24 protein-coding genes are annotated in these 24,478 nt (G+C 59.0%); 10 read left to right on the top strand and 14 right to left on the bottom strand.

Features of this window, described 5'->3' with window-relative positions; translation table 11 throughout:
- The first annotated feature begins 35 nt into the window (after nucleotides 1-35).
- From nrdR to KDL09_RS05195, 5 genes are all read left to right on the top strand, one after another.
- The gene (gene nrdR / locus KDL09_RS05215; protein ID WP_294382286.1) at nucleotides 36-524 is read left to right on the top strand and encodes a transcriptional regulator NrdR; all 489 of its coding nucleotides are present in this window, start codon (nucleotides 36-38) and stop codon (nucleotides 522-524) included.
- A gap of 6 nt (nucleotides 525-530) precedes the next feature.
- Nucleotides 531-884 (top strand): HIT domain-containing protein, encoded by a 354-nt coding sequence (locus KDL09_RS05210; RefSeq protein WP_294382284.1) that lies wholly within the window; start codon nucleotides 531-533, stop codon nucleotides 882-884.
- A gap of 45 nt (nucleotides 885-929) precedes the next feature.
- Complete coding sequence (locus tag KDL09_RS05205) at nucleotides 930-1,355, top strand: hypothetical protein (RefSeq protein ID WP_294382282.1); 426 nt, start codon at nucleotides 930-932, stop codon at nucleotides 1,353-1,355.
- Nucleotides 1,356-1,459: 104 nt separating this feature from the next.
- Nucleotides 1,460-2,650, top strand: a complete 1,191-nt coding sequence (locus KDL09_RS05200; protein ID WP_294382279.1) for a BtaA family protein — start codon at nucleotides 1,460-1,462, stop codon at nucleotides 2,648-2,650.
- Nucleotides 2,647-3,276: a class I SAM-dependent methyltransferase gene (locus tag KDL09_RS05195; RefSeq protein ID WP_294382276.1), complete on the top strand. Its 630-nt coding sequence runs from the start codon at nucleotides 2,647-2,649 to the stop codon at nucleotides 3,274-3,276. Before KDL09_RS05200 ends, KDL09_RS05195 begins: the two co-directional genes overlap by 4 nt.
- Here KDL09_RS05195 and KDL09_RS05190 read toward each other — a convergent pair.
- A complete protein-coding gene (locus KDL09_RS05190; protein WP_294382273.1) occupies nucleotides 3,269-5,350 on the bottom strand; it encodes an arylsulfatase in 2,082 nt (693 codons plus the stop codon). The two genes, KDL09_RS05195 and KDL09_RS05190, sit on opposite strands and share 8 nt — an antisense overlap.
- A gap of 92 nt (nucleotides 5,351-5,442) precedes the next feature.
- Between KDL09_RS05190 and KDL09_RS05185 the strand changes: the two genes are divergently transcribed.
- Both KDL09_RS05185 and tyrS read left to right on the top strand, forming a co-directional pair.
- The gene (locus KDL09_RS05185) at nucleotides 5,443-5,955 is read left to right on the top strand and encodes a hypothetical protein (RefSeq protein ID WP_294382270.1); all 513 of its coding nucleotides are present in this window, start codon (nucleotides 5,443-5,445) and stop codon (nucleotides 5,953-5,955) included.
- Nucleotides 5,956-5,966: 11 nt separating this feature from the next.
- On the top strand, nucleotides 5,967-7,232 hold the full coding sequence (tyrS, locus tag KDL09_RS05180; RefSeq protein WP_294382268.1) for a tyrosine--tRNA ligase: 1,266 nt from the start codon (nucleotides 5,967-5,969) through the stop codon (nucleotides 7,230-7,232).
- Nucleotides 7,233-7,234: 2 nt separating this feature from the next.
- Here tyrS and KDL09_RS05175 read toward each other — a convergent pair whose 3' ends face one another.
- Nucleotides 7,235-8,191 carry a polysaccharide biosynthesis/export family protein gene (locus tag KDL09_RS05175; protein ID WP_294382265.1) on the bottom strand — a complete coding sequence of 319 codons (957 nt, stop codon included), beginning with the start codon at nucleotides 8,189-8,191 and terminating at the stop codon, nucleotides 7,235-7,237.
- A gap of 64 nt (nucleotides 8,192-8,255) precedes the next feature.
- Here KDL09_RS05175 and KDL09_RS05170 point away from each other — a divergent pair, with 64 nt between their 5' ends.
- Nucleotides 8,256-8,696, top strand: a complete 441-nt coding sequence (locus KDL09_RS05170) for a hypothetical protein (protein ID WP_294382262.1) — start codon at nucleotides 8,256-8,258, stop codon at nucleotides 8,694-8,696.
- A 74-nt stretch (nucleotides 8,697-8,770) separates the two neighbouring features.
- Here KDL09_RS05170 and KDL09_RS05165 read toward each other — a convergent pair whose 3' ends face one another.
- From KDL09_RS05165 to KDL09_RS05150, 4 genes are all read right to left on the bottom strand, one after another.
- Nucleotides 8,771-9,376 carry a YdeI/OmpD-associated family protein gene (locus KDL09_RS05165; protein ID WP_294382259.1) on the bottom strand — a complete coding sequence of 202 codons (606 nt, stop codon included), beginning with the start codon at nucleotides 9,374-9,376 and terminating at the stop codon, nucleotides 8,771-8,773.
- Nucleotides 9,377-9,382: 6 nt separating this feature from the next.
- Complete coding sequence (locus KDL09_RS05160) at nucleotides 9,383-10,399, bottom strand: hypothetical protein (protein WP_294382257.1); 1,017 nt, start codon at nucleotides 10,397-10,399, stop codon at nucleotides 9,383-9,385.
- A 118-nt stretch (nucleotides 10,400-10,517) separates the two neighbouring features.
- Nucleotides 10,518-11,354 (bottom strand): hypothetical protein, encoded by an 837-nt coding sequence (locus KDL09_RS05155; protein ID WP_294382252.1) that lies wholly within the window; start codon nucleotides 11,352-11,354, stop codon nucleotides 10,518-10,520.
- Nucleotides 11,355-11,510: 156 nt separating this feature from the next.
- Nucleotides 11,511-12,146, bottom strand: coding sequence for a class I SAM-dependent methyltransferase (locus tag KDL09_RS05150; RefSeq protein ID WP_294382250.1), 636 nt, complete (start codon nucleotides 12,144-12,146; stop codon nucleotides 11,511-11,513).
- Between the two features lie 114 nt (nucleotides 12,147-12,260).
- On the opposite strand from KDL09_RS05150, the gene KDL09_RS05145 reads away from it, so the two are divergent.
- A complete protein-coding gene (locus KDL09_RS05145) occupies nucleotides 12,261-13,016 on the top strand; it encodes an exodeoxyribonuclease III (RefSeq protein WP_294382248.1) in 756 nt (251 codons plus the stop codon).
- Here the strand turns inward: KDL09_RS05145 and KDL09_RS05140 are convergent.
- The 3 genes from KDL09_RS05140 to KDL09_RS05130 are packed head-to-tail and all read right to left on the bottom strand — an operon-like array spanning nucleotide 13,013 to nucleotide 15,754.
- The gene (locus tag KDL09_RS05140) at nucleotides 13,013-13,381 is read right to left on the bottom strand and encodes an MmcQ/YjbR family DNA-binding protein (RefSeq protein ID WP_294382246.1); all 369 of its coding nucleotides are present in this window, start codon (nucleotides 13,379-13,381) and stop codon (nucleotides 13,013-13,015) included. The two genes, KDL09_RS05145 and KDL09_RS05140, sit on opposite strands and share 4 nt — an antisense overlap.
- A 37-nt stretch (nucleotides 13,382-13,418) precedes the next feature.
- Nucleotides 13,419-14,708: a dihydrolipoamide acetyltransferase family protein gene (locus tag KDL09_RS05135; RefSeq protein WP_294382243.1), complete on the bottom strand. Its 1,290-nt coding sequence runs from the start codon at nucleotides 14,706-14,708 to the stop codon at nucleotides 13,419-13,421.
- A gap of 50 nt (nucleotides 14,709-14,758) precedes the next feature.
- Complete coding sequence (locus tag KDL09_RS05130) at nucleotides 14,759-15,754, bottom strand: alpha-ketoacid dehydrogenase subunit beta (RefSeq protein ID WP_294382240.1); 996 nt, start codon at nucleotides 15,752-15,754, stop codon at nucleotides 14,759-14,761.
- A 359-nt stretch (nucleotides 15,755-16,113) separates the two neighbouring features.
- Here KDL09_RS05130 and KDL09_RS05125 point away from each other — a divergent pair, with 359 nt between their 5' ends.
- Nucleotides 16,114-17,007: an RNA polymerase sigma factor RpoD/SigA gene (locus tag KDL09_RS05125; RefSeq protein WP_294382237.1), complete on the top strand. Its 894-nt coding sequence runs from the start codon at nucleotides 16,114-16,116 to the stop codon at nucleotides 17,005-17,007.
- Between the two features lie 662 nt (nucleotides 17,008-17,669).
- On the opposite strand, the gene KDL09_RS05120 is transcribed toward KDL09_RS05125, so the two are convergent.
- From KDL09_RS05120 to KDL09_RS05100, 5 genes are all read right to left on the bottom strand, one after another.
- Complete coding sequence (locus KDL09_RS05120) at nucleotides 17,670-18,266, bottom strand: xanthan lyase (RefSeq protein WP_294382233.1); 597 nt, start codon at nucleotides 18,264-18,266, stop codon at nucleotides 17,670-17,672.
- Nucleotides 18,267-18,325: 59 nt separating this feature from the next.
- Entirely contained in the window at nucleotides 18,326-18,718 is a 393-nt protein-coding gene (locus KDL09_RS05115; RefSeq protein WP_294382230.1) for a hypothetical protein, read from the bottom strand.
- 42 nt (nucleotides 18,719-18,760) lie between these two features.
- Nucleotides 18,761-19,360, bottom strand: coding sequence for a hypothetical protein (locus KDL09_RS05110; RefSeq protein WP_294382228.1), 600 nt, complete (start codon nucleotides 19,358-19,360; stop codon nucleotides 18,761-18,763).
- Nucleotides 19,357-21,492, bottom strand: coding sequence for an adenylate/guanylate cyclase domain-containing protein (locus KDL09_RS05105; protein ID WP_294382226.1), 2,136 nt, complete (start codon nucleotides 21,490-21,492; stop codon nucleotides 19,357-19,359). The genes KDL09_RS05110 and KDL09_RS05105 overlap by 4 nt, the downstream gene beginning before the upstream one ends.
- Before the next feature lie 42 nt (nucleotides 21,493-21,534).
- A partial coding sequence (locus KDL09_RS05100) for a c-type cytochrome (RefSeq protein ID WP_294382224.1) occupies nucleotides 21,535-24,478 on the bottom strand: 2,944 nt, incomplete at its 5' end.

Below are 24,478 nucleotides of genomic sequence, written 5' to 3'. Positions count from 1 at the left end.
AGAAAGCACATTTCCGGTCCCAACCCACCCCCCAGATGCGCTGCCCCAAATGCGGAAGCTCCCAAGATAAAGTGATCGACTCTCGCGAGGCGCGGGAGGGGCATGCCATCCGCCGCCGCCGCGAGTGCATGAAGTGCGATTTCCGCTTCACGACCTACGAGCTCGTCGAGCGCGAGGAATTACGCGTGGTGAAACGCAACGGTGCCCGTGAGAACTTCAACCGCGACAAGCTCATGGGCGGCGTCACCAAGGCCTGCGAGAAACGCCCTGTGAAGATGGAGCAGCTCGAGCAGCTCGTGGACGACATCGCCAACGAACTCGAAGAGGAAGGCTACCGCGAAATCCCCTCCACCGTCATCGGTGCGAAGGTGATGCGCCGGCTGGAGGCGATCGATCACGTGGCCTACGTGCGCTATGCCTCGGTGTACCGGCAGTTCGAGGACGTGGGCGAGTTCATCGACGAGATCAAGAGCCTCGGCGAACGCCGTCCGCGCGACGGCCGGCAGCCCGAGCTTTTCCGTTAATCCGCCATGAGTGAGAAGACCATTTTTCAAGAGATCATCGACCGCGAAATCCCCGCCCCGCTCGTTTACGAGGACGATCTGGTGGCCGCCTTCAACGACGTCAATCCGCAGGCGCCCACGCACGTTTTGATCGTGCCGAAAAAGCTGATTCCACGTGTCGGCGAGGCGGTGGCGGACGATCAGGCGACCCTCGGAGCGTTGCTGCTCGCCGCAGGCAAAATCGCCGACAAACTCGGCATCAAGGACCGCAGCAAAGGCTTCCGGCTGGTCATCAATCACGGCGCCGACGCCGGTGAGTCGGTGCCGCACCTGCACGTGCATCTTTTGGCCGGTCGGAACCTGAAATGGCCTCCGGGCTGATTTTTTTGCAACTTTGGGCCGCCCCCACGGTTATTTTTTGACGTCATGGAACCGCTTTCACCTCAAGATCCCATCGCCAAACTGCTGGCTCAGGCCCGCAAGGTCGAGGTGCGCCCCAATTTCACCCAAAATGTGGTTCGTGCCGCCCGCCAGACCCCGCAGGACCGCGGCTGGCTCGCAGCTTTGAAGAACTGGTGGGAAGATGTCTCGTTTGCCGCTCCGGCCGGCAAGTGGGCCTTCGCCACGGTTGCCGTGGCTGCTGTCGCCCTGGCGATCGTGATTTTCCAAACCCAGCCTGCCGCCGAGCCCCAGCTCGCGAAACAGGAGGTCCCGGTGCAGAGCGTTCCTGATCTTCCGCTGCTGCCTGAAGCGGAAACTCCGTGGGAGGCCACCTTCGACACGCAGGCCCTGCTGGCTGTCGATGATACGTCCCAGTTCACGGACAGCGAGATTGGCTTTCTGCTGTACTGATTCGCAGACTGATCGGTCTTCCGGTTCCGTGTGACGAAACAAACACACTCGTTTGCTGGCTCGTCGTCACGTTTCACGTGAACACGTGATCACCCCTCGTGATCATGCTCAAAGAATCACCTTCCCGCCGTCCGGTTCACCTGTTGAAATCGGCCCACGACATGGTCTTCCGCCATGTTCACAATTCCAACCTCATCTACAACACGGCGTGGGAGGATCCACGGCTCGACCGGCAGCTGATGAAGCTCGACCGGGACAGTCGCGTGGTCGTGATCACCAGCGCAGGCTGCAACGCGCTCGATTATTTGCTCGATGATCCGGCAGAGATTCACGCCGTGGACATGAACTATCGCCAAAACGCTCTGCTGGAGTTCAAGCAGGCGCTCATTCGCAAAGGCGACTTCAAAGAGCTGTTTGAGATGTTCGGTTTCGGCTCGCATCCCGAACACGTCCGCGTTTATCACAGCGTGCGGGAGACTTTGTCCGAACCGGCACGGAAGTTCTGGGACAAACGCATCGGCTTTTTCAACCCTGACAGCCTCAAAAAATCGTTCTACTACCACGGCACTTCCGGCATCGCCGCATGGGTGATGGGAAACACGCTCTTCAAGCTGCGCCCGAATGTGAAGAACTTCGCTGCTTGTCTGCTCGACGCCCGTTCCCTGCAGGAACAACGCTCGGCCTATGAGCTCTTCGAACGTGAGATCTGGGGTCCGTTCAGCAACTGGCTGCTGCGCCAGCCTGCGCTCATGACACTGCTCGGCGTGCCGCGTCCGCAGATCAGACTCATTCAGGATTCCTATCCGGGAGGACTGACCACCTATGTAAAGGACAAGCTTCGTCACGTCTTCACCGAACTGCCGATCGAGGACAACTACTTCTGGCGCGTGTACATGACCGGCTCGTACACGCTGGGCTGTTGCCCGAATTATCTGAAGCAGGAGAACTTCGCCACACTCCGGTCACGCGTGAACCGCCTGAAGAGCTACACCACCACCGTGTCGAACTTCCTGCGCGAGCATCCCGGCGCCTACACGCATTTCGTGCTGCTCGATCACCAAGACTGGCTCGCCGCGCATGACACCGCCGCTTTGCTCGAAGAGTGGGAGCTGATTCTCGCCAACAGCGCGCGTGGCGCGAGAATCCTGATGCGCTCCGCCGGCATCAACATCGACTTCGTGCCCGAATCGATCCGTGCGCGCCTGCGTTTCTTCCCCGAACGCACCGAAGCCCTCCATCAGCTCGACCGCGTCGGCACCTATGGCAGTCTGCATTTTGCGGAGGTGATCGCATGAATGCGGCGGCGGCTCCGAACACGGCGCTGGAACGCTACTATCAGTTCCACTCACGGATCTACGACTCCACGCGTTGGAGTTTTCTGTTTGGGCGCGAAGAAGTTTTGCGCCGTGCAGCGCGTGTGGTCAGCCCCCGGCGCGTGCTCGAAGTGGGTTGCGGAACCGGCCGTAATCTGCCCGGTCTGCGGAAGTGTTTCCCATCCGCCCACCTCACCGGCGTGGATCTGTCGGAGCAAATGCTCGCCATTGCGGCAAAGAAAGTGCGCAATGACAAAACCACCCTGCTCCACCGCTCCTACTCGGCGCCGGTCCATACGGGACAAACGCGATTCGATCTCGTCCTCTTCTCGTATGCGCTGTCGATGTTCAACCCCGGCTGGGAGCAGGCCATCGATGCCGCGTGGGAAGATCTCGAGGACGGCGGCTGCATCGCTGTCGTGGATTTTTCCCATTCCCATTTCGCCTGGTTTCGCCGCTGGATGGGCGTGAATCACGTGCGCATGGAAAAGCACCTCTGGCCACGCTTGAGAAGGAAGTTCGCCCCGCTGCTCGACGAGCGTTTCACCGCCTACGCAGGTCTCTGGAGCTACGGCATTTTCATCGGCCGGAAGCAGCCTGTCATTTGACCACCTTCAGATTCTTGAAACCGGCTTCGCCCTCGAAGACGAGCAGATTGAGCTGGTCCTTCGCTCCGCCGATCACGTCATGAGTGGCTTTGGCGGTTACACCGCCGATCCGGGCCGTGACCTGCTTGCCTGCAAAAGTCACCCGCAGCGTCTGCCATGCATCAGGGTTGAGTTTGAGTTTCTGACGAGCCAGCGTCTCGGTCTGCTCTTTGCCCTGACCAGGGTCCGGGTTCTTGGTGATCTCGATCTGCGAGCTGCTTACGACGATGCGGAAGGAATGCTTGTCGGCTGTTTGAATGCGCAGCGAGTGGCGTCCGGCGGTGTGGAGCTTGATCTCATACTGCAGTGTTCCGTCGGTGATCGGCAGCGGTCCGCGCAACGTGGATCCTTGATCGCCTGACTTCGCCTGCAGGCCCCAAACCGCGCCGTCGTGAGCCTTCCAAGCTCCCTTGGTCGCAAACCACGGTTTCCCGGGCAGCTCACCCAATGGCAGTTCCATCATTGTCTCACCCGTCAGTGGCGGCAACGTGGGTGGTGGTTTTTTCACAACGATGGGCGGCAGTTCGCGGCTGTAGCCGCCGTCGCGATAGCGGTTCACCAAGGCGCTGAGTTCCTTCACAACTTCGGGATGCTGCACGCTGACATCCGTCGTCTCGGCGGGATCGTCCTTCACGTTGTAGAGCTGCGACTTGAACTGGCTTGCGCGCGATTTGCGCACGCCGGGTTTGATTTCGCTGACGGGTACGCCCTCGATCCACTTCCACGGTCCTTTGCGGATGGCGAAGACACCGTCGGCGCTGTGAATGAACATGTGATCGCGGGTGGGCGCGGCATCCTTGGTGCCAAGAAAGGCGGGCAGCGCATTGTAGCTGTCTTCGGCGGCGGTGGCGGCAGCAGGAAGTTTGTCGCCCGTGATCGCCGCGGTGGTGGCCAGGATGTCCGCCACGCTGATCATGTCGTCGCACACCGAACCGGCGGGAACTTTTCCGGGCCAGCGCACAATGAAGGGCACCTTGAATCCGCCCTCCCACACGTCGTGTTTGCTGCCGCGCAAGCTGCCGTTCACCTTGAGCCCGGCCTTGTAGGCCACCGTCTGCGGCATGTCGCGTTCCGGATGAAACACGCCTCCGTTGTCGCTGCTGAAAATGACGAGCGTGTTGTCGGCGAAGCCGCCGTCATCGAGTGCTTTCAACACGCCGCCGACGCTCCGGTCGAGCTCGTGAATCCAGTCGCCATACGAACCGGCCTTGCTCTGTCCTGCGATGTCCTTGTCAGGCGTCACCGGATTGTGCACGGCGACAGGCGTGTAGTAGAGGAAGAACGGCGTGCCCTTCTTCTGCTGGGAAATCCATTCCGCGGCCTTCGTCGTGAGCTGTGGCATCACGCGTTCGTTCACGCGTTTTGGTGCGTCGAGTTCGAGGATGGTCGCGCGTCCGTTTTCCGTGTCTTCCTTGGAATAAGTTGCTTTGAAATTCGGATCGTCCGAATCCGGCGCGTGGATTTTCATTCCCTCGGGAATCTTGCCGCTGCGCAGCCCGTAAACAAAACGGTTCTCGACATAGATGCCGGTGAGGTCGCCGTGGTTGCTGGGCACGCCGAAGTGATAATCAAAACCGATGTCGAGCGGTCCGGGCGACAGCTCGGCGGTGTAATCGGTGCGCCAGTTGAGCGAGCCGTCAGCATCGCCGTAGCCGAGGTGCCACTTGCCGATCGCCGCGTTTTGATAGCCGTGCTTTTTGAGCAGCGAAGCCATGTTCAGCCGCGTCTTCTCAATGTGCAGCGGTGAAAAAGTGCCCAGCACCTCGTGCGTAAGCGAGGTTCGCCAGCAGTAGCGGCCCGTCAGCACCGAATAACGCGTGGGTGAGCACACAGACGACGTCGTGTTCGCATCCGTAAAACGACGTCCCTCCTTCGCGAGGCGGTCGATGTTCGGCGTCTGGACGAGCTTGCCGTCCGCCCCGTAGCAGTTGGCGCTGCCGTAACCGTAGTCGTCGGACAGGATGATGACGATGTTCGGTGTGTCAGCAGCGAAGACGGAGGAAGCAAAGAGAGCGAGGACGAGCAGGAGGCGCATGGCCCGTTCACGAAGGCGGTGTGTGGTGACTTTCACCTACTTGCGCCTTTCCCATTGCGACCGCCCCCGCACGCTTCACAATGCGCGCCGCCATGCCACGCCGTGCCTTCTTCTCCGTCTTGTTCTGCCTTCTCAGCCTGCTCATCACCGGCTGCGAAACCACCGGCCTTTCCCCACAGCAGGCCATGGCGGTCGAAGCTCGCCATCGTCAGATCGCCATGGAGCCACGGGGTGACTACTACATCGGTCGCCGTTACTACATCGATCACACCCACCTCTGGGGTTATCTGCGTCGTCCGGGTGAAGGCTGGGAATCTTCGAAGCTCGTCATCATGAACGAGCGCTACCAGAAGATCCCCTACCGCCTGCCCGAGCAGCCGACCGACGGTGGCTACGCCTACGGCGACGACCACAACACCGAGTACAACATTTGGGGCCGCTACACCGGCCGCAAAGTGTTTGATCCCAACAGCAATCTCGTCCTGCCCGAGTTCGAACTGCGCCGCTGGGAAATCCGCAATGAAAGCCCCGGCTGGCTCTTCAAACCCAACGAGCGCTACAACGGCTCCCAGCTCCTGCGCGCTGAACCCGGCTCCACGCCCTGATTTTTAGTTTCATGCCCACCACCGACCTGATCGCCGACCTCGAATGGCGCGGACTGCTCAAGCAGTGCAGCGACCTCGAAGCCCTCAAGGAAGCCCTCAAGACCCAGCAGACTTTCTACTGCGGGTTCGATCCGACCGCTGACAGCCTGCACATCGGCAATCTGCTTCCGCTCATGGCGCTGCGCCGCGTGCAGGAGCACGGGCACAAAGCCATCGCCATCGTTGGTGGCGGCACCGGTTTGATCGGCGACCCGAGCGGCAAGGCCAATGAGCGCACGCTCAACACGCCCGAGACCGTCGCGGAGTTCGTGAAGCGCATCGAGGTGCAGATTCGCAGCATCCTCGTTCCCGACAAAACGATCATCGAAAACAACGCCGACTGGATCTGCAAACTCAGCGCCGTCGAGCTGCTGCGCGATGTGGGCAAGCACTTCACCATCGCGTGGATGCTCGCGAAGGAATCCGTCAGCGCGCGCCTCGAGAGCGGCATCTCGTTCACCGAGTTCACCTACATGATTTTGCAGTCGTATGACTTCGTCGTGCTCAACGAGCGCCACGGCTGCACCGTGCAGATCGGCGGCAGCGACCAGTGGGGGAACATGACCGCAGGCATCGACCTCGTGCGCAAGCTGCGCGGCCAGCACACGCACGTCGTCACCTTCCCGCTCATCACCACCAGCTCCGGCAAAAAATTCGGCAAGTCCGAGGCCGGAGCCATCTGGATGGACCCGAAGAAGACCAGCCCGTATGCCTTCTACCAGTTCTGGGTGAACTCCGAGGACCCCGACGTGCCGCGCTTCCTGCGCCAGTTCACGCTGCTCTCGCATGCGGAGATCGAAGCCATCGAAGCCGAGCACAACGCCAACCCCGGACAGCGCAACGGCCACAAACGCCTCGCCGCCGAGGTCACGCGCCTGGTGCATGGCGAGGAGGAACTGCAAAAGGTCATCGACGCCTCCAACGCCCTCTTCGGCGGCGCCGATCTCGCCACCGCGGATGTGAACACGCTCATCGAAGCCACCGCGTCCGCTCCCACGACCGAGGTCGATCTCGCGAACATCCCGCAGATCGCCGAACTCCTCGTCACCCTCGGCCTCGCCACCTCCAAGGGCGACGCCGGCCGCCTGATGAAAGGCGGCGGCTTCTACATCAACAACGTCCAGGTCGCCGCCAACACGGTGCCCACCCTCACCGCCGAAAACTTCCTCGGCGGCAAGCTCTGCATCCTCCGCAAAGGCAAGAAGAGCTACGCGACGGTGCGGGCAGGCGGGGTGTAGCGCTATTCAACGATCACGAAATCATCTGGCCGAAGAAACAAATCGTACTCCGGACGCTTCTCGACGAAAACGGCTCTTGTATTTACCAAGAGGCGTTTGTTGCCTTGGGGTGTCTTGCGGATGATATAAATCCGTGGAGGCGTTCTTTTGCCGTTATACCCGCCTGTTTGGTTTAGAAGATTTGAAACGGTGGTGTCTTGTTGAGAGAGATCATATTTGCCTTCTTTCGTGACAGCTCCAAAGACGACGGCAAACTCCAGAGCACACTCGCTCGGGACGTGCTCCCCACAATCAAGAACGAGAACAGTCGCTGTCCTGAAGAAGTCTTTCTCCAACCCGGCTTTGATGTTGTCGGCCACTTCACGGCAGGTAAGCCCCTCAGCATTAAGCGCCCCAAGATAAGGAGCTTGGATCATGCCTGTGACTGAAACGACTTGCTGAAGCGCAGCGCGTTTGTCCTCAACGACTCGGATGGTAATAACATGTCCTATCTCAATTGGCTTCAGCCTGTCGAGTTCCGCCATGCTCGCTGGCATTTTCAGCGATGAGGCCGATTTACTTTCTGGTATGTGATATGGCTCAAAAGGTTTGAAGTTACAGGTTATCAATACCGTGGCCACTTTGAAATACTCTTTCTCCAGCCCGGTTTTGATCTTATAGGCCAGTTCACGGCATGTCAGATCCTCAGCTTTCGTCAGCCCGAGGTACGGAACCTGAACTTCGCCAGTAGCGGTAATGATTTGGTGAAGCTCCTCCCGTCTGTCCTCAATTATTCGAATATTGACGACATATTCAGGCCTTAATCGTTTCTGATTGTCGAGCTCTTCCATGCTCGTCGGAGCCTTCTGCCCTAGTGATGATTTTGCATCCTTGCCGTCTGCTGATGGCGTCAGCAGCACCGAGCAGATCAAAGCGCAGATGATGGCCGGGTTCATCGTCACGATGAGCAGCTTAGACAATCCGGTGACGAATTCACAAGATCATTCTGGCGCAGGATGGGCGAGATGACGTTCAATGGTGTGGTTGACGTTGCTGCTCGAAACATGCTTCCATGGGCAGATTGAGGGAAAACACCATTGCATGCACCGCAGGCCGCCAGACAATCGACTTTACGCCACTGAGCGATTCCATCGTGTTTTCATGGTTTTGTTCGCGCTCGCCTACGCGGTCCTGCTTCCGTTCATTTTCACGGGTGCCACATCGTGGACGGCGAGAAACTATGCGCCGCGACGGCGCTGGTGGCCGTTTACCCTGCTTTCGCTGCTGGCAGCGACGATCTCGTCGGCCTGCGTGTTGGTGGTCCATGTCACCCGCAATACCGAGGGCGACCTCGGCCAACTTCTCACGGCATGGGCTTTGTCCTGCCTCGTCTTCTTTGCCGTTCTGCTCCCTCACAGCATTGCCCGATTTCGCGTGTTGCAACAAACAAGGGGCGCTCGAAGAGCAATGCGGCAGCCTCAATGACAAGAGGGTCGTTCTGCATCCTGCACAAAGGCAAGGAGTGACAGTCACGCTCTGCAAAACTCAAACCATCACGCCTATTTCCGCTGCGCCCACTTCTTGCCGGCCGAAAGCGCACGCAGAGTCTCTTTCAGCCGGCGCTGAATCGTCTCCTCCTGCTTGGCGGTACTGATCCAGACTTTGTACTCGCGCTGGCATGAAACGCTCATCGAGTTGAAGCCGGCCGCAGCCGCCGGGTGCTTCCTGAGGGCTTTCGCAAGTGCATCCGGCATTGGCCACTCGGCGCGTTTCTTTTGCGGCGGCGGTTTGGCGGATTCGTCGGCATCCAGCGCCACGGCGGCATGCAGCAGGCGCCGGAACGACTGCGCATTGAGCTGGTCCAACCGGGTGACACGAATGGACAGGATGCTGGTGTTGGATTCGCCGCCTTCGAAGAGATCCGTGATCTCGCGCAGTTCGGTGCCGCGAAAAAAGGTAATGCCCAGATGTTTCCGGCAGGCACTGAGACCGCAGATGTTTTTCCGCCCGCTAAAACACAGCATGTGCCATTTGATTGACTCCGTCAGGTCCGGTTCCCAGCGCTGAATCCAGCCACGCACCTGTCGCGCCATGGCCTGCGAGAACTCGGGAGCGAGGTCCAGCCACGTTTCGGGATCGCGGGTGGGAGTGCGCGAGCAGTCCATGCAAACTCAGCCCACCGGCGTGAGCAGCACTTTACGCACGTCGAGCACGGCGCTCTTCGCTTTCGTCACCGGATCGATCACGAGGCGCGTCTTGCCGGCGCTTTTGATTTCGACCTCACCGACCGGCAGTTCGGACCACTTCTGAAAACCGCCGGTGTCTTTGACGGTGAACTTCAGCTCCTGCTCGCCCACTTTGACAGCGACCTCGCTGCCTTCGTTGCCGGTGCCGCAGCCGTGAACCACGGTCACCTTGTAGCGGCCCGGTTTGACGACATCGAAGTCCCATTCAGCGAAATCGTCCTCGCTGGTCCAGAAGCCGAGACAGTTCTTCTCGGGCTTCGGCTCATAGCGCATATTTTCCGACCACGTAGTGGCGCTGCCCGCCTCGAGGACAACGCTGCCATCCGCCGCCTGCTCGGGCGCAGGACCTTCTGGGGCAGGAACAAACGCCACCTGATGAATCGCGAGGCCCGCTTCAGCCCCTGTGGCCGCAGCAAACAGTGCGAAGGGATAGGTTCCGGGCTTGTCGATGTAAACCGTTCCATACACCGCACGTTTCGGCTGGTGGGAAGCGGTGAGCGTCTTCTTCAACGGCTGCTGGCCGAAGCGGAACTGCGAGCCAAGCGTGGCATGCTTCAGCGTGTAGGTCACACGCACCTCATAGCGGCCCCAGCGTTTCGCGGTAAAGTTGGTGCAGTCAAACTGCTCCCAATGCTGTGCCGACATCTGCTTGATGTCTTTCGGCTCGACGATGATCACACCGCGCTCAGGCTCACCCTCGCGTTCTGCCGGTTCATCACTGCCGAAACCGTTCAGGTCCACGGGGGCTGCGGCGATCACCGGTTCCTTTGGTTTGTCGGGCTCGGCGGCCGGAGCAGGCGCCGGTGCTGCAGCGGGTTTTTCTGCCACCGGTTCAGGAGCGGCCGGCTTTGCGGCGGCGGGCTGCTCTGACTTGCCGCAGGAATTGAGCGAAATGATCAGCGCAAGGGCGCCGGCGGCGGAGAGGAAGGCGTGGCGTTTCATGGTGGTCAGGGCCGCCATGATGCAGGCTCAGGCCACGCCCGCAACAGAAACGCACGGGGACTTTCGTCCCCGTGCGACTCGACTGCACTACCAATTACCCAAGAAATTCGGACCCGGCTCAGAAGCGGATGCTCATGTCCACGGTCACACGATTGTTGGTAAGACCATAAGGGCGCACCGCCGCGATCTCGTAGGCGAACCCGAGATCCACATTGTCCAGAACCCGGCTGCGGAAGCCGAAGCCCACCGTGCCCTGCGTGACGCCGTTGACGTTGCCGGATCCCAGATTGATCACATCGTAGCCGTTGCTGCGCAGGCCTGGAACGTTGGTGCCGTCATTGAGGTTGGTCCAAAAGTTCGCGGTGACGAACGGGATGAACCAGCGGCAGGTGTAGTAGTCCACCATCAGGCTGTAATGCGCGACGAGGTTCTGCTCGTTGCGCGTCACCGGAATACGCAGGCCGACATTGCCCGTGATGTGAAGGTCTCCGTAGCCCTTCGCGAACGACACGAACGGATTGAACTCGCCGCCGCCACGGCCCTGGAAGACTTCCCGGTCGCCTGTCGGGATGTGGAAGGTGAGGCCGGGGGTCAGAATGAACTGGTGTTCCAGGTCGTTGATCAGCGCATATTTGAAGCCCGCAGCCAGGTCCATCCAGCCATCGACGTCGAGACCGGGAGAATCGATATCGAAGTGTCCATCCTGTGTTGCGATGAGCGCAAGGCGGTCCGTCAGCGCATAACGGATCTGCAACGCGTACAACGTGGCATGCCCGCCTCCGGTGATGAAATTGTTGTCAATCGAGTGATAGACAAAGATCGGTCGGACTTCGGAGCGAATCACCGGATCTTCGAAGAAGATCGGATTCGTCACCGGAGAGATGGTGTTTGCCCTCCAGTCGAAAGTGGCTGCTTCCGCAACGGTATCTGCGGCTGTTGCGGTAGAAAATGACACGGCTGCGACAGCGCTGACACCCAGCGCAAGCAACCACCGGTTTCGGGAGTGTGGTTTGTTTTCCATGCATGTAACAAAGCATGCGCCGTATCGCTTTGATCCGCATGGATTGGCATCCACTAATCAAGTTATGCGACGCGCCTGAGACGCAATCTCTCAACGCGCCCACCAACTGCTGTACAACATGCCGTGATCGTGCTCCGTCTGCTGCTCACATGTGAATCCTGCAGCCCGCAGGCACGGCGCCGGATCAATCAACCGCCACCCCGGCAGCCTCGTCGCAAAGCGGAAGAACACATATAACAAACCCACGATCATCCGGCTGCGCCAACGACGCAGACCTGAAGATGCGATTTGAAAATCTGCGACCAACCACTGCGCATCTGATGTCGCACCACCGGCGATGACAGGAATCAACTGCTGCAATTGGTCTTCTCGAAAGCAGTCGAGAAAGAAGCAGGTGACGATGAGATCAAAGGAAGATGTCTGAGGCTGCCAGACCAACGCATCCGCCTGGATGAATTGCACCTTCGCGTCCGCCAACCCTTCACGCTTCAGGCGCATGCGCGCGAGATCGATCATCGTGCCGCTGGAATCGACCACCGTTGTTTGTGTGTGAGGAAATCGACGCAGCAGCTCGACGAGGAAGCGTCCGTTTCCCTCGCCATAGATCAGCACGTTTCGCGGCGGCGAAATCGCATCCAGCAGTGCGGTGCGACAACGCTGCAACCGTTCGCCGGCAAACAACGCCTCGATCCAGCGATAGTGCGGTGCCAGCCGGTCAAAACTCATGCTTCAGCATGAGCCGAAAACCACACGCCCCGCAACCTTCTCCGATTCCCTTCTTTCCCGCCTTTGATTTCCGGCCTAATTCGTCATTCCGAATTCCCCACTCGACATTTTCAAATGAAACTCACCTCCTGGAACGTCAACGGCATCCGCGCCTCCCTCAAAAAAGGTCTCCGTGCATACATGGACACCTGCGACGCTGATGTCATCTGCCTGCAGGAAACCAAGGCACAGCAGGAGCAGGTCGATCTCGACTGGTTTGGCGCTTACGACGCCGTCTGGAACAGTGCGGAAAAGAAAGGCTACTCCGGCACGCTCATCCTCAGCCGCGTGCCCTTCAAAACGACCACGCTTGGCCTCGGTATCGACGAACACGATCGAGAAGGCCGGCTCATCACCGCTGAGTTCCCGGACTTCTACGTCGTAAACGTTTACACACCCAATTCGCAGGCCGAACTCGCGCGTCTCGACTACCGCCTGCGCTGGGACGATGCCTACCGCGCTTATTTGAAGAAGCTGGAGAAAAAGAAGCCCGTCATCGCCTGCGGCGATCTCAACTGTGCGCATCAGGAGATCGATCTCGCCAATCCAAAATCGAACCGCATGAACCCCGGCTTCAGCGACGAAGAACGCGCCAGCTTCACCAAGCATCTCGCCGCCGGCTTCCTCGATGTCTTCCGCCAGTTTGATCCCAGCCCCGGCCGCTACACCTGGTGGACACAGCGCACGCCCGACGCACGAGCGAAGAACATCGGATGGCGCCTCGACTACTGGCTCGCCTCCGAAAAACTGAAGCCTGCGCTCAAATCATGTACCATCCGCGATGATGTGCATGGCAGCGATCACTGCCCGGTGGAGCTAGTGGTTGGCTAGCGCTTCGGTTTCTTGCTCTTCAAAACTTCTCTCGCCTTCTTCGGCAACGCATCGACGACGAGCTGATACGAGTGTTCGACCAGTTCACGCACGAGCTTTGGCGGCAGACTGCCGTCGAGCATGACGGTGTTCCAGTGCTTCTTGTTCATGTGCCAGCCGGGCTTGATGCCCTTGTGCTCGTCACGCAATTCGACGGCGCGTTCAGGGTCGCACTTCAGGTTGATACGCGCCGGGTAATCTTCCGGCACGGTGACGGCAAACATCTTGCCACCCACTTTATAGACTAGCGCCTCAGGTCCGAACGGCGTGGTTTCCTCCGCGCCGGGCAGACTCAGGCAATGGGCGATGACATCGGGCAGGTCCATGGGATGAACAATCTCACATCCGCCCGGAAAGCGCGCATCAAACCAGCATCAGCGCCGGGTTTTCGAGCAGCTTGCGCATTTCCGCGAGGAAGGTGGCGGCAACGGCACCATCGACGACACGATGATCGCCGCTGAGGCCGACCCACATGCGCTGACCGACAACGATCTGGCCCTTGTCATTGACGACAGGGGCGGAGCGAATGCTGCCGATGGCGACAATGGCGGCCTGCGGCGGATTGATGATGGCGGCGAACTGGTCGATGCCATAGGCACCGAGGTTCGAGACGGTGATGGTGCCACCCGCGAAGTCGTCGGGGCTGAGCTTCTTGTTCTTGGCCTTGCCGGCGAGATCTTTGACGCTCTGACTGATTTCGAGCAGCGTCTTGGTCTCGGCCTGCTTGATAACCGGAGTGACGAGACCGTCATCAATGGCGATGGCCACACTGAGGCCGACGGATTTGAATTTCACGATGGCATCGCCATCCCATGCGGCGTTGATCGCAGGTTGGGCCTGCGCGGCGCGGATGACGGACTTGAGGATGAAGTCGTTGACGGTGTACTTGTTGCCACCGTTCTTTTCCGCCGAGGCGTTGAGATGCGCACGGAACTCCATGAGCGGGCCGGCATCGACTTCCATCTGCAGGTAGAAATGCGGGATCTGCGTCTTCGACGCGAGCAGACGCTCGGCGATGATGTTGCGCATGCTGCTGGTGACGACGCGCTCGTCTTCGGGTCCGTAAGTCGGACGAATCGCAGGCGTGGCGGCCACGCGGCCACCGGCACCACCCGCAGGAGCATTTTCAACATCGAAACGAACGATGCGCCCGCCGGGGCCGCTGCCCACGAGTGCGGCGAGATCGACACCACGTTCTGCGGCGATCTTTTTGGCAAGCGGCGAGGCTTTGACGCGAATGTTGGAGTTGCCGGCGGCGGCACGGCTCCTGTGTTGAGGAGCCTGGGGAAGACGGGGGCCGGCGCTCGCGGTCTTCGTCGCGGCGTCAGCGGGTTTTTTCTCGGCGGCAGGTGCAGGAGCAGCTGCGGCCTGGGCTTTGGCGATCAGTTCATCCAAGTTCGCAGGCGCGGCTTCATCTTCTTCTAGAATGACGGCCAGAGGAGCACCGAGCGGGACCTTGCCCCCGGGCATGGCGATGAACTTGTGCAGCACGCCCTCGAACGGGCTGGCGTACTCCATGGTGGCCTTGTCGGTTTCGATGTCGGCAATGGCTTTGCCGACAGAGACTTTGTCCCCTTCCTTGACGGTCCACTTGGCGAGGGTTCCCTCGGTCATGGTGTCACTGAGCTTGGGCATTTCGATGAATTTGGGCATGGCGAAAACGGGATGAAATATTCTGGGTGCGAAGAGGAGGAAGAGAGAGATCAGCAGATGCCGAGCGCTTTGGCGACCACCACGTCAGCGGTCGGCAGCTGAATGGCTTCCAGCGGCGGACTGTAAATCGCAGGCGAATCGAGGCTGCACACACGCTGCACGGGGGCGTCGAGTTCGTCGAAGATGCGCTCCTGGATCATGTAGGCGATCTGGGCGCCGATGCCGCAGTAGGGCTTGTTCTCTTCGACATAGATGGCGCGATGCGTTTTCGCCACGGAGTCGAGGATGGTGTCTTCATCAAGTGGCCGGATCGTGCGGAGATCGACGACCTCGGCGCTGATCCCATGCTCTTCTTCGAGAATCTTCGCGGCTTCCAGGCAGGTAATGACCGCTTTGCCGTGGGCGATGAGCGAGATGTCAGAGCCTTCACGTTTCACATCGGCCAGGCCGAGGGGGATAAAGAGCTCACCGTCCGGCAGTTCGTCGTTGGCAGGCACGTCCCACTCTTCGCCGTAGAGCTTCGTGCTCTCCATGAACATGACGGGGTCATTGTCGCGGATGGCGGCCTTCATGAGGCCCTTCGCGTCGTAGGCGTTGCTGGGGCAGACGCACTTCATGCCGGGGAAGTTGGCCATGATGTTCTCCGGCGTGTGGGAATGGGTCGCGCCAACGCTGGTGCCGCCGTTGGCCGGACCGCGGATGACGATGGGGCAGTTGATCTTGCCGCCGGACATGTAGCGGACCATCGCGCCGTTGTTCACGATCTGGTCCCAAGCGACGGTGTAGAAGCTCCAAAACATCAGCTCCATCACCGGACGCACTCCCAGCATGCTGGCGCCGATGCCCATGCCGATGAAGCCGGCCTCGCTGATCGGGGTGTCGACCAGCCGCTTGTCCCCCCACTTGTCCCACAGGCCTTGAGTTACTTTATAAGCGCCGTTGTACTGGGCGACTTCCTCCCCCATGACCACGACCATGGGGTCACGGGCGATTTCTTCATCGAGGGCTTCACGGATGGCGTCGCGGTAGGTGATTCGGCGGGGCATGGCAGATTTGAGGGGGGCAGTAAGTCGGGGAAGGACGAGGCGGTGTCAAGCGGGGGGCTTGGCAGGTGCATCTGCCTCCAGAAGCCGGAAAAATGCCTTGTTTAGGCTCATTTTGTTAGGATTTCTTGATATTTTTTGGAAATGCTATTGACGACTCCCTCAAAGTTTAGTTGAAGGGAGGCTGCAAATTCTTCTCCTGTGCAACTCCTGCCCGGTTCATTCCTTTTTTCTGGCCGCAAACTTGCTCAAAAAAGACGAGCGAAGTCCCGATCGTCTGATACTATGACGACCCCCTGCGTCATGGCAGGGGGCAAAGACTTTGCTCTTTGCATCGTATTACCCAACTAGAACGCTCAAATATGGAACTCGACGGAGGCATCAAGATTTACCTGCGGGAGATCGGCAAGACTGACTTGCTGACCCCCGACCAGGAGGTCGAGCTTGCCGAACGCATCAAGCGTGGCGACCCCGAGGCCCGTTCGCACATGATCCGTGCGAACCTGCGCCTCGTCGTGAAGATCGCCCAAGATTACGCCAACTACGGCCTGCCACTTCTCGACCTCATTTCCGAAGGCAACATCGGCCTCATGAAGGCCGTGGAACGATTCGACCCGAACAAGGGTGGCAAGCTTTCAACCTACGCCGCCTGGTGGATCAAGCAGTCCATCAAGCGCGCCCTCGCCAACCAGTCCAAGACCATCCGCCTGCCCGTCCACATGGTGGACAAGATCAGCAAGATGCGCCGTGTCGCAATGGCGATGTCCGAGGAACTGGGCCGCGAACCGACCGACGACGAACTTTCCGAGGAAATCGGCATCGACCGCGCCAAGCTGAGCCAGCTCAAGGTCGCCTCCATGCGCCCGGCTTCGCTCGACGCACCGATCAGCGACGACGACAGCACCGAGTTCGGGGAAATCGTTGGCGACGAAAACGCGCAGACGCCGTTCGACCTGCTCTCGCACAAGAACATGCATAGCCAGCTCGACGGCTTGCTGACGGTTCTCGACGAGCGCGAACGCAAGATCATCGACGCCCGTTTCGGCCTCGCCGGCCAGAAACCGCGCACGCTGGAAGAAGTCGGCCAGGAGTTCGGCGTCACCCGCGAGCGTATCCGTCAGCTGCAAAACATCGCGCTGCGCAAGCTGCGCCGTGCGCTGCAGAAGAAGGAAGACCCGATTCCCAAGGCGCTGCGCAACGCCGGCGGCAAGAAGAAGCGGAAAAAAGCCGCCGCTGCCGAACCCGAGGACGAATAAGATCACTAAGCCGGAGTCTCGCGACTCCGGCTTTTTTGTTTTCTCGATGACTGGCGATTGGACGTTGCGCGAGCCAGCGTGACAAGTGCCCTATGCGCCTGTTGCCGGTTTTTACCACTCTTCTCTTCGTTGTTTCATGCACAACAACTCACGAACCACCTTGGCGAGAGATCACTACCTCTGACACGAGCAATCCACCGAGCCTGGTGGGTCGGTGGAAATCAAACACGGCTCCCACCGGCTACTGGATCATCAACCGGTATGCGAACGGACGTTATGCAAGCAAGTTCTATCTGTGCCATGATCTCAGCAAACCACACGAGATCGCCATGGAGTGGGGCCGCTGGGAGCTGGGAGAAAACAGTATCGTCATATCATTGATGGCACCAATTCGGAAGTACTGAGGCGATTTGTCGGCAGGTGGAAAGCATGGCCTGTGACCGGCCTGACGAATGATCGTTTCGATTTCGAGGTCAGTGATGGCTTCCGTTGGGAGAAGCGCGTTTCGATCACTGCCAGTCTCCCAGTCTTGAAACTGCCCGCACCCACTGCGAGAAACAGTCCGATCATGAGTCCCTACGGGTGGACTTCAAAGAAACATGGCGTCAATGAACCCGGGCTGAGAGACATTCCAGAATGGATATACTCAGAGCCGCCTTGAATCATCGCATCGGTTTCCGCAACGGCAGAAACTGCACGGCATCGGCGATGACCACCTTGTCCGTCTCCGTGCCGTCATTCGACACACACACCCAGCCTTGGCGACCGGCTTCAAAGCGAAACGTGCCCAGCGTGCGGAACAAGCGCCCGTGCTCCGGCTCCTGCTGCTGATTGATGCGCACCGTCGTGTCGTCGTCGGCGTGATGAATCGTCACCGCCGTCTTCGTGGAGCGCCGCACGTTGTAACAATGCGCCAGCCGCACCTCATACCAACCCGCCGTTGGTAGCTCTGGCGTGAACGTCACGGACTTGGTCCCCTTCCCCGCCTTCATGTCATGCAAGTAACCAATCCCCACATAGGGCGGCGTGTGCGTCGAGTATTCCCACTCACCCACAAGTTCCGCATTCGTTTCGTCCACCACGATGCCCGGCAGCTTCGCCGGATCAGCGACGATGAACTTCACCATCTCCGGACGATCCAACTCGCCGGGCGCGTGCTTGTTCGGAAGCGCCTTCGGATGCGGTTTGAGCGCCTCAACTGCCATGACGAAGCTGAAGAACGACAACACAAGCGCGATGGATGATCTGAATGAGATCATGTCGGCACATTGATCTGCGGAGAATCGGCGAGGAGGAACGCTCTGTCCGGCGCTTTTCGTCAGGTTCTGATCTCTAGCACGACAGAACCGGACTCAACGACTTGGTAGTTAGGATTTCGTTTGAGATGACGCTTTTTACCTTGGGGACCAGCAACTTTCCTAGATTTGGGCGTAAGGTTCGCGCGCCGCTTTTTAAGGTTTGAGGCATCGCGGTTTAGAACCATGAGGAGCGTCCGGCCCTTGTGTGGTGTGGGACAGAAGGGAGATCCAGAGGCATCGTCAAATTGGTGTAGCTCGACTGAGGCATCGGGGGATTGCAGACGGAACTGCGCAGTGGTCGAGGTCGCTGTGTTAAAGCTCTGACAGCTCTGGAGCGGGGTGTAAGCGCCCGTGGTGCCGTTTCGCCAGTTCACGGTGCCGGTCAGTTTCAAAACGCTGAGGTAACGAGGCATGATGTGCGATGGGTGAGAGGTTGATGAAATGCGGTTGGTGGATCATCCTTCAATGCCGATACTGAAGTTGTCATCGGTGCAGGTGTAGGGATCTTCCCCGGTTGTCTGCGGATCAGATTCCTCGGTCACTTCTTCGAGAACAGAGAGGTCCACAGACAAATAGTCCTCCGAGTAATCATACTCGATGACGTCTTCGTAGTAGCTACCGTCTGATTCGTAGCAGTCCACCGCAAAGCTCTCGATTTCGGGAACTGTGGTCGGATCGTATGGGTCGTCCCCGGGGTTATAGGTGCAAATGGTGTCGTCATCCTGTAGCAGGTAAGGGAGAGGCTCGGAGGTGGGTGGGCCTCCGCTTCCATCATCGATCCAGACCTCATCCTCGCTGATTCGCACGCGTGGCTTGCCATTCGAAGTCGATCGGGAAAGCAACAATAAGGGCATGCGCGTGGCCCTGACCACCCAGTACTCGCGTGTCACCACCTTGATGCCCTTTTGGGAGCTTCGGTTCTTTTTTTTCTTGGGTGGCGCGGCTTTCTTTTTTGCCACGGCATTTGGAGTCTTTTTTCGTGGAGCCGCTCTTTTGGCCTTGTCCTTTAGTGCGGCATTTTTCTTCGGAGCCACCTTCTTGGATTTCGTTTTCATGGCTGTGTGTTGTTTTGGGTTTCCCCACTCAGTTCCGTGCCTTTAAACGTGTCTGGTGGCGTTTTGTTGGTTTTTTCCGAATTTTTCTGCCATAGAACCTCATATACCTGCATCGGTTGTTGGATGCCTTTTACCTGATGAGTGCCTATGCTGCGGGCGGTGGAAGCCAGTTCCGGGTCACTGCTAGCGACAGCATCGAAAGTGGTCTGGGAAATCAGGATGCGGCCGCTGCCAGACAAAGACTCCAGCCTGGCAGCAAGATTTACCTCGCGGCCAAAGACGGTGTAGTTCGAAAGGTGTGCTTCCGAACCCATGAATCCGGCGGTCATGAGGCCTGTGTTGATGCCCGTGCCGAGGGTGAGGAGCGCATTCAGAGGCTGAAGTGGCAGACTTTGAGCCTGGCGAACTTTGTTTTCCATTTCGATGCGCTCGTTCTCAGCCTTTCGTGTGGAGTTCAGAACATGCAGGCCCTGCTGCACCTCGACAGCCGCACGCACCGCCTTCGCGGCATGATGCCTTTCGTCCAGAGGGGCGCCCCAAAAGGCCATGACGCAATCCCCCATGTATTTGTCGAGCGTGGCCCCATGTTTTTTGATCGTGTCCACCACGAGTGTCAGGTAGAGATTCACTGTGTTCAAGGCGTGCTGGTCCCTGACGGCTTGCCTGTGGACGGGATCTGCTTCCTGGTCGTCCGGCAGGAGACCGATTCTATCCAGCCGTGAAGCATCTGTCAGCACCGTGAAGTCACGTATGTCGGCAAAAAAGACGGTCATTACTTTCTGCTGAGGTGCCCAGGAAATCTGAGGCTGATCCAAAATCATCTCTAACAGCCGAGGCGACACAATCTGCTGGAAGATGCTACGCAGACGGCGTTTGTGGCTTTTCTCGATTAGCAGTCGGTAGAAAGTCATCGTCACATGAGTAATGCTCGTTGCTCCGAGTAACGGGATTGCCATTGGCAGCCATAGTCCCTTTAAATGGAGCAGCCACACACTGCACGCCACATATCCCGCGCTGAGTATGACCGCCGCCGCCGTGGCCCATAGCGCGCGCAACTTCCACGACAGTACGCTGACAGCCAACATCAACGCCAGCGTGATCCCAATCCGAGTCACAGGTCCTGGGGTGTGAATGAAAGCACCGCGCATCATGGCATCCGCTATGTTCCAATGAGTGGCGCAGTAAGGTGTGCGCGGACCCAGCGGAGTCGGCCCGGCATCGGCCAAAGGAGGGTTTGCACCAAACGAGCCGACAATCACCAGCCGGTCCTTCCAAAAAGAGGATTCATCACCCGGCTTCCGTCTCCGTTCCGCATCCCCCAGCATTTCTACAAATGAACGGTTGTGAGCGGAAACCGCCGCGGCCGATGGTAGTCTCCAAGGGATAATGAGTCTTCCGTGGCCATCGAGGGGGATCTGATGCCATATGCCCTGTCGATCCGGCACCGAGAGCTGCCATGGCGTGATTTGTGCATGATCCAAATCGAGTCCCATGCCCAAAGCCGCGGTCTGGATGCCAAGCTGCCAGATGCGTCCCGCCACGGGATCGTCCACCACTGGACTGACACGTCGCAGCACTCCATCCGCATCCGCTCGCCCCACCGCATGCCCCACAGCAGCAGCAGCCTTTGTAAATGGCACCGCGGGCATGACCACATCGTCACCAGGGCGGGAAGGATCCATGGGCGCACCGAGAACAACATGCCCGCTTTGCTTCAATGCACCTATAAAAACACCATCGGACGACACCGGCTCCAAGCCGCTCTTGGTGGGCGCTTTGTCTTCGGGTCTCAAGCGTGTGAAGAAAATATCATAACCAACACTCCTGGCACCCTGCGCCTTCAATTCCCCGAGGATCACACCGTGAATCCAGCGTGGGACGGGCCAACTCACATCCAATTTCTCCTTCAGTCTTGCGGCGCTTCGCTCATCCACATACACCACTCCCACTTGCTTGCCCGCTTCCGCTGGCAGCCTCTCCTGACGCAAACGCCAGTCATAACTCGCCACCTCAAACCGCTGGATGAATTCCAACGCACCCTTCTCATTCGCCAACCAGTCCAGACACACCATCAGCACGCCCATGACTAGCGTGATGATTTGGGGCGCAAAGCGAAGGACGCGAAAGTTCACGGTTCTCCGCGTTTATAACACGAAAATTGCTACCGCCAAAAATTACTTGCCGGTATTCTCACTCAGCAAATAGCCGAGCAGATTGATGAACGCCTCTTCATCCAGCGTCTGCCCGAACACTGGCGGCATGAGTGACATCGGCGTCGTTTCATCCTTCGCGAGATCGTTCTTTGACACGCGGTGTTCCTGTCCTGCGGCATCGGCGAGAATGAGCACCTGGCCGGCTTCGCCCTTGAGAAAGCCGCTCATCGTCGTGCCATCCTTCAGCGTCAGCGTATGCAGATGGAAGTGCGCATCCACATTGCGGTTCGGATCGAGGATGTCCTCGCACAAACGTTCCACGCCACGCGCGCCAATGCCATCTAGCTGCGGGCCGATCAGGCCGCCCTCGCCGCCAATGCGATGACACACCGCGCAGTGTGTCTTAAAGAGCGTCTTTCCCGCCGTCGCATCCGGCTTAGCCTTCGCAAACGACGCCGCACGCGTGGCGATCAAGGCATCGAGTTGCTTCCGCTGCGCAGGTGACACCGGCAAAGGCGGCGGTGCATGCCGTGGCGGCAGATACCCCGACAGTTTCTCGCGGAGCGCTGCAGGCGCGGTGTGCTGCAGCATGACGGCGAGCGTCTTCAGAGCATCGCGCGTGCTGTCCTCGGTTTGAAAATCATTCACGCTGACCACTGCCGGCTCGATGCGCGTGACGCCGAGCCATGCGTAGGCCTTTCCATCGTCGCCATCGACAATCTCCAGCCGCACGGTCTCAGCCGCATGCTTGGAAAGATCGAACTCGGCACGCTGACACACATCATTGCGCGGCGGGAACACGCTGGCGAGCGTCTCACCGCTCTTCGCATCGACCACACGCACGAGGTTCTTGTCATGCACCTCGGCTTTTGGAGGTCCGCGGTGTCCGTTGATCCAGAAGGTGAGCTTCGCAGGCGCGGCGAAGGTTTTCGATTTCAAAACACCTGCGCGCCTCTCCTCATCGCCGCCACCCTTGATCATGCTCTGCAACACCTGCGCCTCCGTGCCATCCGCACACTTCCGCGTCTGCAACGACCACTTCGGGCCATTGTCCGCCGTCGCGGTCGAAATCCACGCGGGCTCAGGTCGGTTGTTCGTTTGCGTCAAAAGCTGCGTCGCCAGTTCCTGCGCCCATTGCAGCAGCTCTGCGTTTGCAGGTGCTCCGCGTTCGCTGAGGCCGTTGTGGATGGATTGAATCAGCTCGACTTGATCTGCCAGAGATGCGTTGGCCCGAGCGTGTTCCTGACGAAGCAGTGCTTGAACCAGCTCATCGTCTCCATGACGTGCAATGTGCGTCAAAATGTCGGGCGGAATGCGTTCGAGGCTTTTGGCATGCTGAAAGAGAAACGCTGAAGCGCTCGCAGTGGGAACTGCTTTGATCACATCAACAAACCAAGCCTTGTTCACTACACGTTCGTTCCAATTCTGAGCCTCTGGATCCTCCAGCACTCCTGGCCGCGAGAGATAGTCCCTGAGCAGCAGTTGAAGCGAATACACATATGCATCGTCACCTAGCTCGTAGGTGCGTGGGGTGTCTCGCCCTGGAGGAGAAAGGAGATTGTCGATGAGTCTGGTCATCCACTCCAGCGTATAGCGCCGCCATACATCATCGACATCCATCAGATCAGGGCGATGAAGCATCGTTTGTGTGACAGCACGGCCGGCGGCACTGCCGCGGGAGTCGAACACAATGCTTAAATTCCATTTCTCCCAAGGATGCAGAGGCTCGTAGTTGCCGATGATCTGGGCGGCATGCGACATCACAAGTCCATACTGGTTGTCGGGTATGAGCACGCCAGCGTCATCACGTTGATCTTCGACCCATACACCCCCGGTATGGAGCGCGCGCATCTCGCAAGACACAGCAAATCGTTCGCCTAGATAGGAAAGGGCCCAAAGAGTGTGTGCAGAGCGTAGATTCCGTTTGATGCAGAACACTTTTTCGTTTGGGAAGTCGCTCGGGTCATTTCCAGTGAAGCCCTTGGGAGTCCGATCTCCCATCGGTGTGAATTTGGTAGGAGCTCCGAACTCTTCGGGCTCGAAGATGCTTGTGAACTCCGGCAGCCACTCCCTGGAGCCTCGCCGTCTCACTTCACGCAGCGCAAGATGCCTGCGAGTGAGATTCGGATTGCCCAATTCGTCAGCGATCTCCTTTGCAGGCATGGCGGTGAAGTCGTTCGGCAGTGCTTTCGTGCCCTTCTTCACCACCCGCCAGATCCTCCCGCGTTCCTTGTCACGCTGCGGATGATCGAGGGGGACTTCGTAGTGGCCGATGATCTTGTTGTAGAAGTCGGCGATGTAGAGCGCGTTGTCGGGGCCGAGCTGGAGGTCGACGGGGCGGAACCAGAGGTCGTCGCTGGTGATGAAATCGGGCTGCTCGTTCGCTTTCGGCGTGGAGCCGGTGAAGGTGACCTTGTCGTGGTTCACGCGGGAGGTGACGACGTTGCCGACGAAGGTGTGATCGTCCCACTCCGGGCCCCACACGCCGCCGTCGATGTAAACGATGCCGCAGATGCCGGTGGAGCCGTGGCTGTGCTCGCACATCACCGGCGCGAAGCCGAGTCCATCGTGCGGTTTGCCAAAGCTCGGATAATACGCGCCTCGAATGAGCTGGTAGATCGGCGAGCTGTGGCAGTCGGCGCTGTAAAGATTGCCGTAGCGATCCCACGCGAGCCCAAACGGATTCACCTGGCCCCAGGTCCACGGCTCGACACGTGAGCCATCCGGTTTGAAGCGAAACACGTTGCCGCTGTGCAGATCGAGCGTGCTGCCGTCCTTCGCTTTGAAATGCGACGTGTTGTTGAAGCCGTGCGTCGCATACACCCAGCCGTCGAGGCCGAGGCGGAAGCTGCTGCACATGCCATGTGTGTCCTTTTCATAGCCGAGCGGGCCGAAAAGCACCTCACGCACGTCCGCTTTGTCATCGCCGTCCGTGTCGGCGAAGTACCAGATGTTCGGAATGCTC

This window comes from Prosthecobacter sp. (assembly GCF_020439865.1).
Classification (GTDB): Bacteria; Verrucomicrobiota; Verrucomicrobiia; order Verrucomicrobiales; family Verrucomicrobiaceae; genus Prosthecobacter.
Note: the sequence above shows the minus strand (reverse complement) of the source record. Positions and strands in the feature narration are given on the sequence as shown.

Excerpts from the sequence above, each read along its gene's own strand:
- nrdR (WP_294382286.1), top strand. The coding sequence starts at position 36 with ATGCGCTGCCCCAAATGCGGAAGCTCCCAAGATAAAGTGATCGACTCT.
- KDL09_RS05210 (WP_294382284.1), top strand. The coding sequence starts at position 531 with ATGAGTGAGAAGACCATTTTTCAAGAGATCATCGACCGCGAAATCCCC.
- KDL09_RS05205 (WP_294382282.1), top strand. The coding sequence starts at position 930 with ATGGAACCGCTTTCACCTCAAGATCCCATCGCCAAACTGCTGGCTCAG.
- KDL09_RS05200 (WP_294382279.1), top strand. The coding sequence starts at position 1,460 with ATGCTCAAAGAATCACCTTCCCGCCGTCCGGTTCACCTGTTGAAATCG.
- KDL09_RS05195 (WP_294382276.1), top strand. The coding sequence starts at position 2,647 with ATGAATGCGGCGGCGGCTCCGAACACGGCGCTGGAACGCTACTATCAG.
- KDL09_RS05190 (WP_294382273.1), bottom strand. The coding sequence starts at position 5,350 with ATGCGCCTCCTGCTCGTCCTCGCTCTCTTTGCTTCCTCCGTCTTCGCT.
- KDL09_RS05185 (WP_294382270.1), top strand. The coding sequence starts at position 5,443 with ATGCCACGCCGTGCCTTCTTCTCCGTCTTGTTCTGCCTTCTCAGCCTG.
- tyrS (WP_294382268.1), top strand. The coding sequence starts at position 5,967 with ATGCCCACCACCGACCTGATCGCCGACCTCGAATGGCGCGGACTGCTC.
- KDL09_RS05165 (WP_294382259.1), bottom strand. The coding sequence starts at position 9,376 with ATGGACTGCTCGCGCACTCCCACCCGCGATCCCGAAACGTGGCTGGAC.
- KDL09_RS05160 (WP_294382257.1), bottom strand. The coding sequence starts at position 10,399 with ATGAAACGCCACGCCTTCCTCTCCGCCGCCGGCGCCCTTGCGCTGATC.
- KDL09_RS05150 (WP_294382250.1), bottom strand. The coding sequence starts at position 12,146 with ATGAGTTTTGACCGGCTGGCACCGCACTATCGCTGGATCGAGGCGTTG.
- KDL09_RS05145 (WP_294382248.1), top strand. The coding sequence starts at position 12,261 with ATGAAACTCACCTCCTGGAACGTCAACGGCATCCGCGCCTCCCTCAAA.
- KDL09_RS05140 (WP_294382246.1), bottom strand. The coding sequence starts at position 13,381 with ATGGACCTGCCCGATGTCATCGCCCATTGCCTGAGTCTGCCCGGCGCG.
- KDL09_RS05135 (WP_294382243.1), bottom strand. The coding sequence starts at position 14,708 with ATGCCCAAATTCATCGAAATGCCCAAGCTCAGTGACACCATGACCGAG.
- KDL09_RS05130 (WP_294382240.1), bottom strand. The coding sequence starts at position 15,754 with ATGCCCCGCCGAATCACCTACCGCGACGCCATCCGTGAAGCCCTCGAT.
- KDL09_RS05125 (WP_294382237.1), top strand. The coding sequence starts at position 16,114 with ATGGAACTCGACGGAGGCATCAAGATTTACCTGCGGGAGATCGGCAAG.
- KDL09_RS05120 (WP_294382233.1), bottom strand. The coding sequence starts at position 18,266 with ATGATCTCATTCAGATCATCCATCGCGCTTGTGTTGTCGTTCTTCAGC.
- KDL09_RS05115 (WP_294382230.1), bottom strand. The coding sequence starts at position 18,718 with ATGCCTCGTTACCTCAGCGTTTTGAAACTGACCGGCACCGTGAACTGG.
- KDL09_RS05110 (WP_294382228.1), bottom strand. The coding sequence starts at position 19,360 with ATGAAAACGAAATCCAAGAAGGTGGCTCCGAAGAAAAATGCCGCACTA.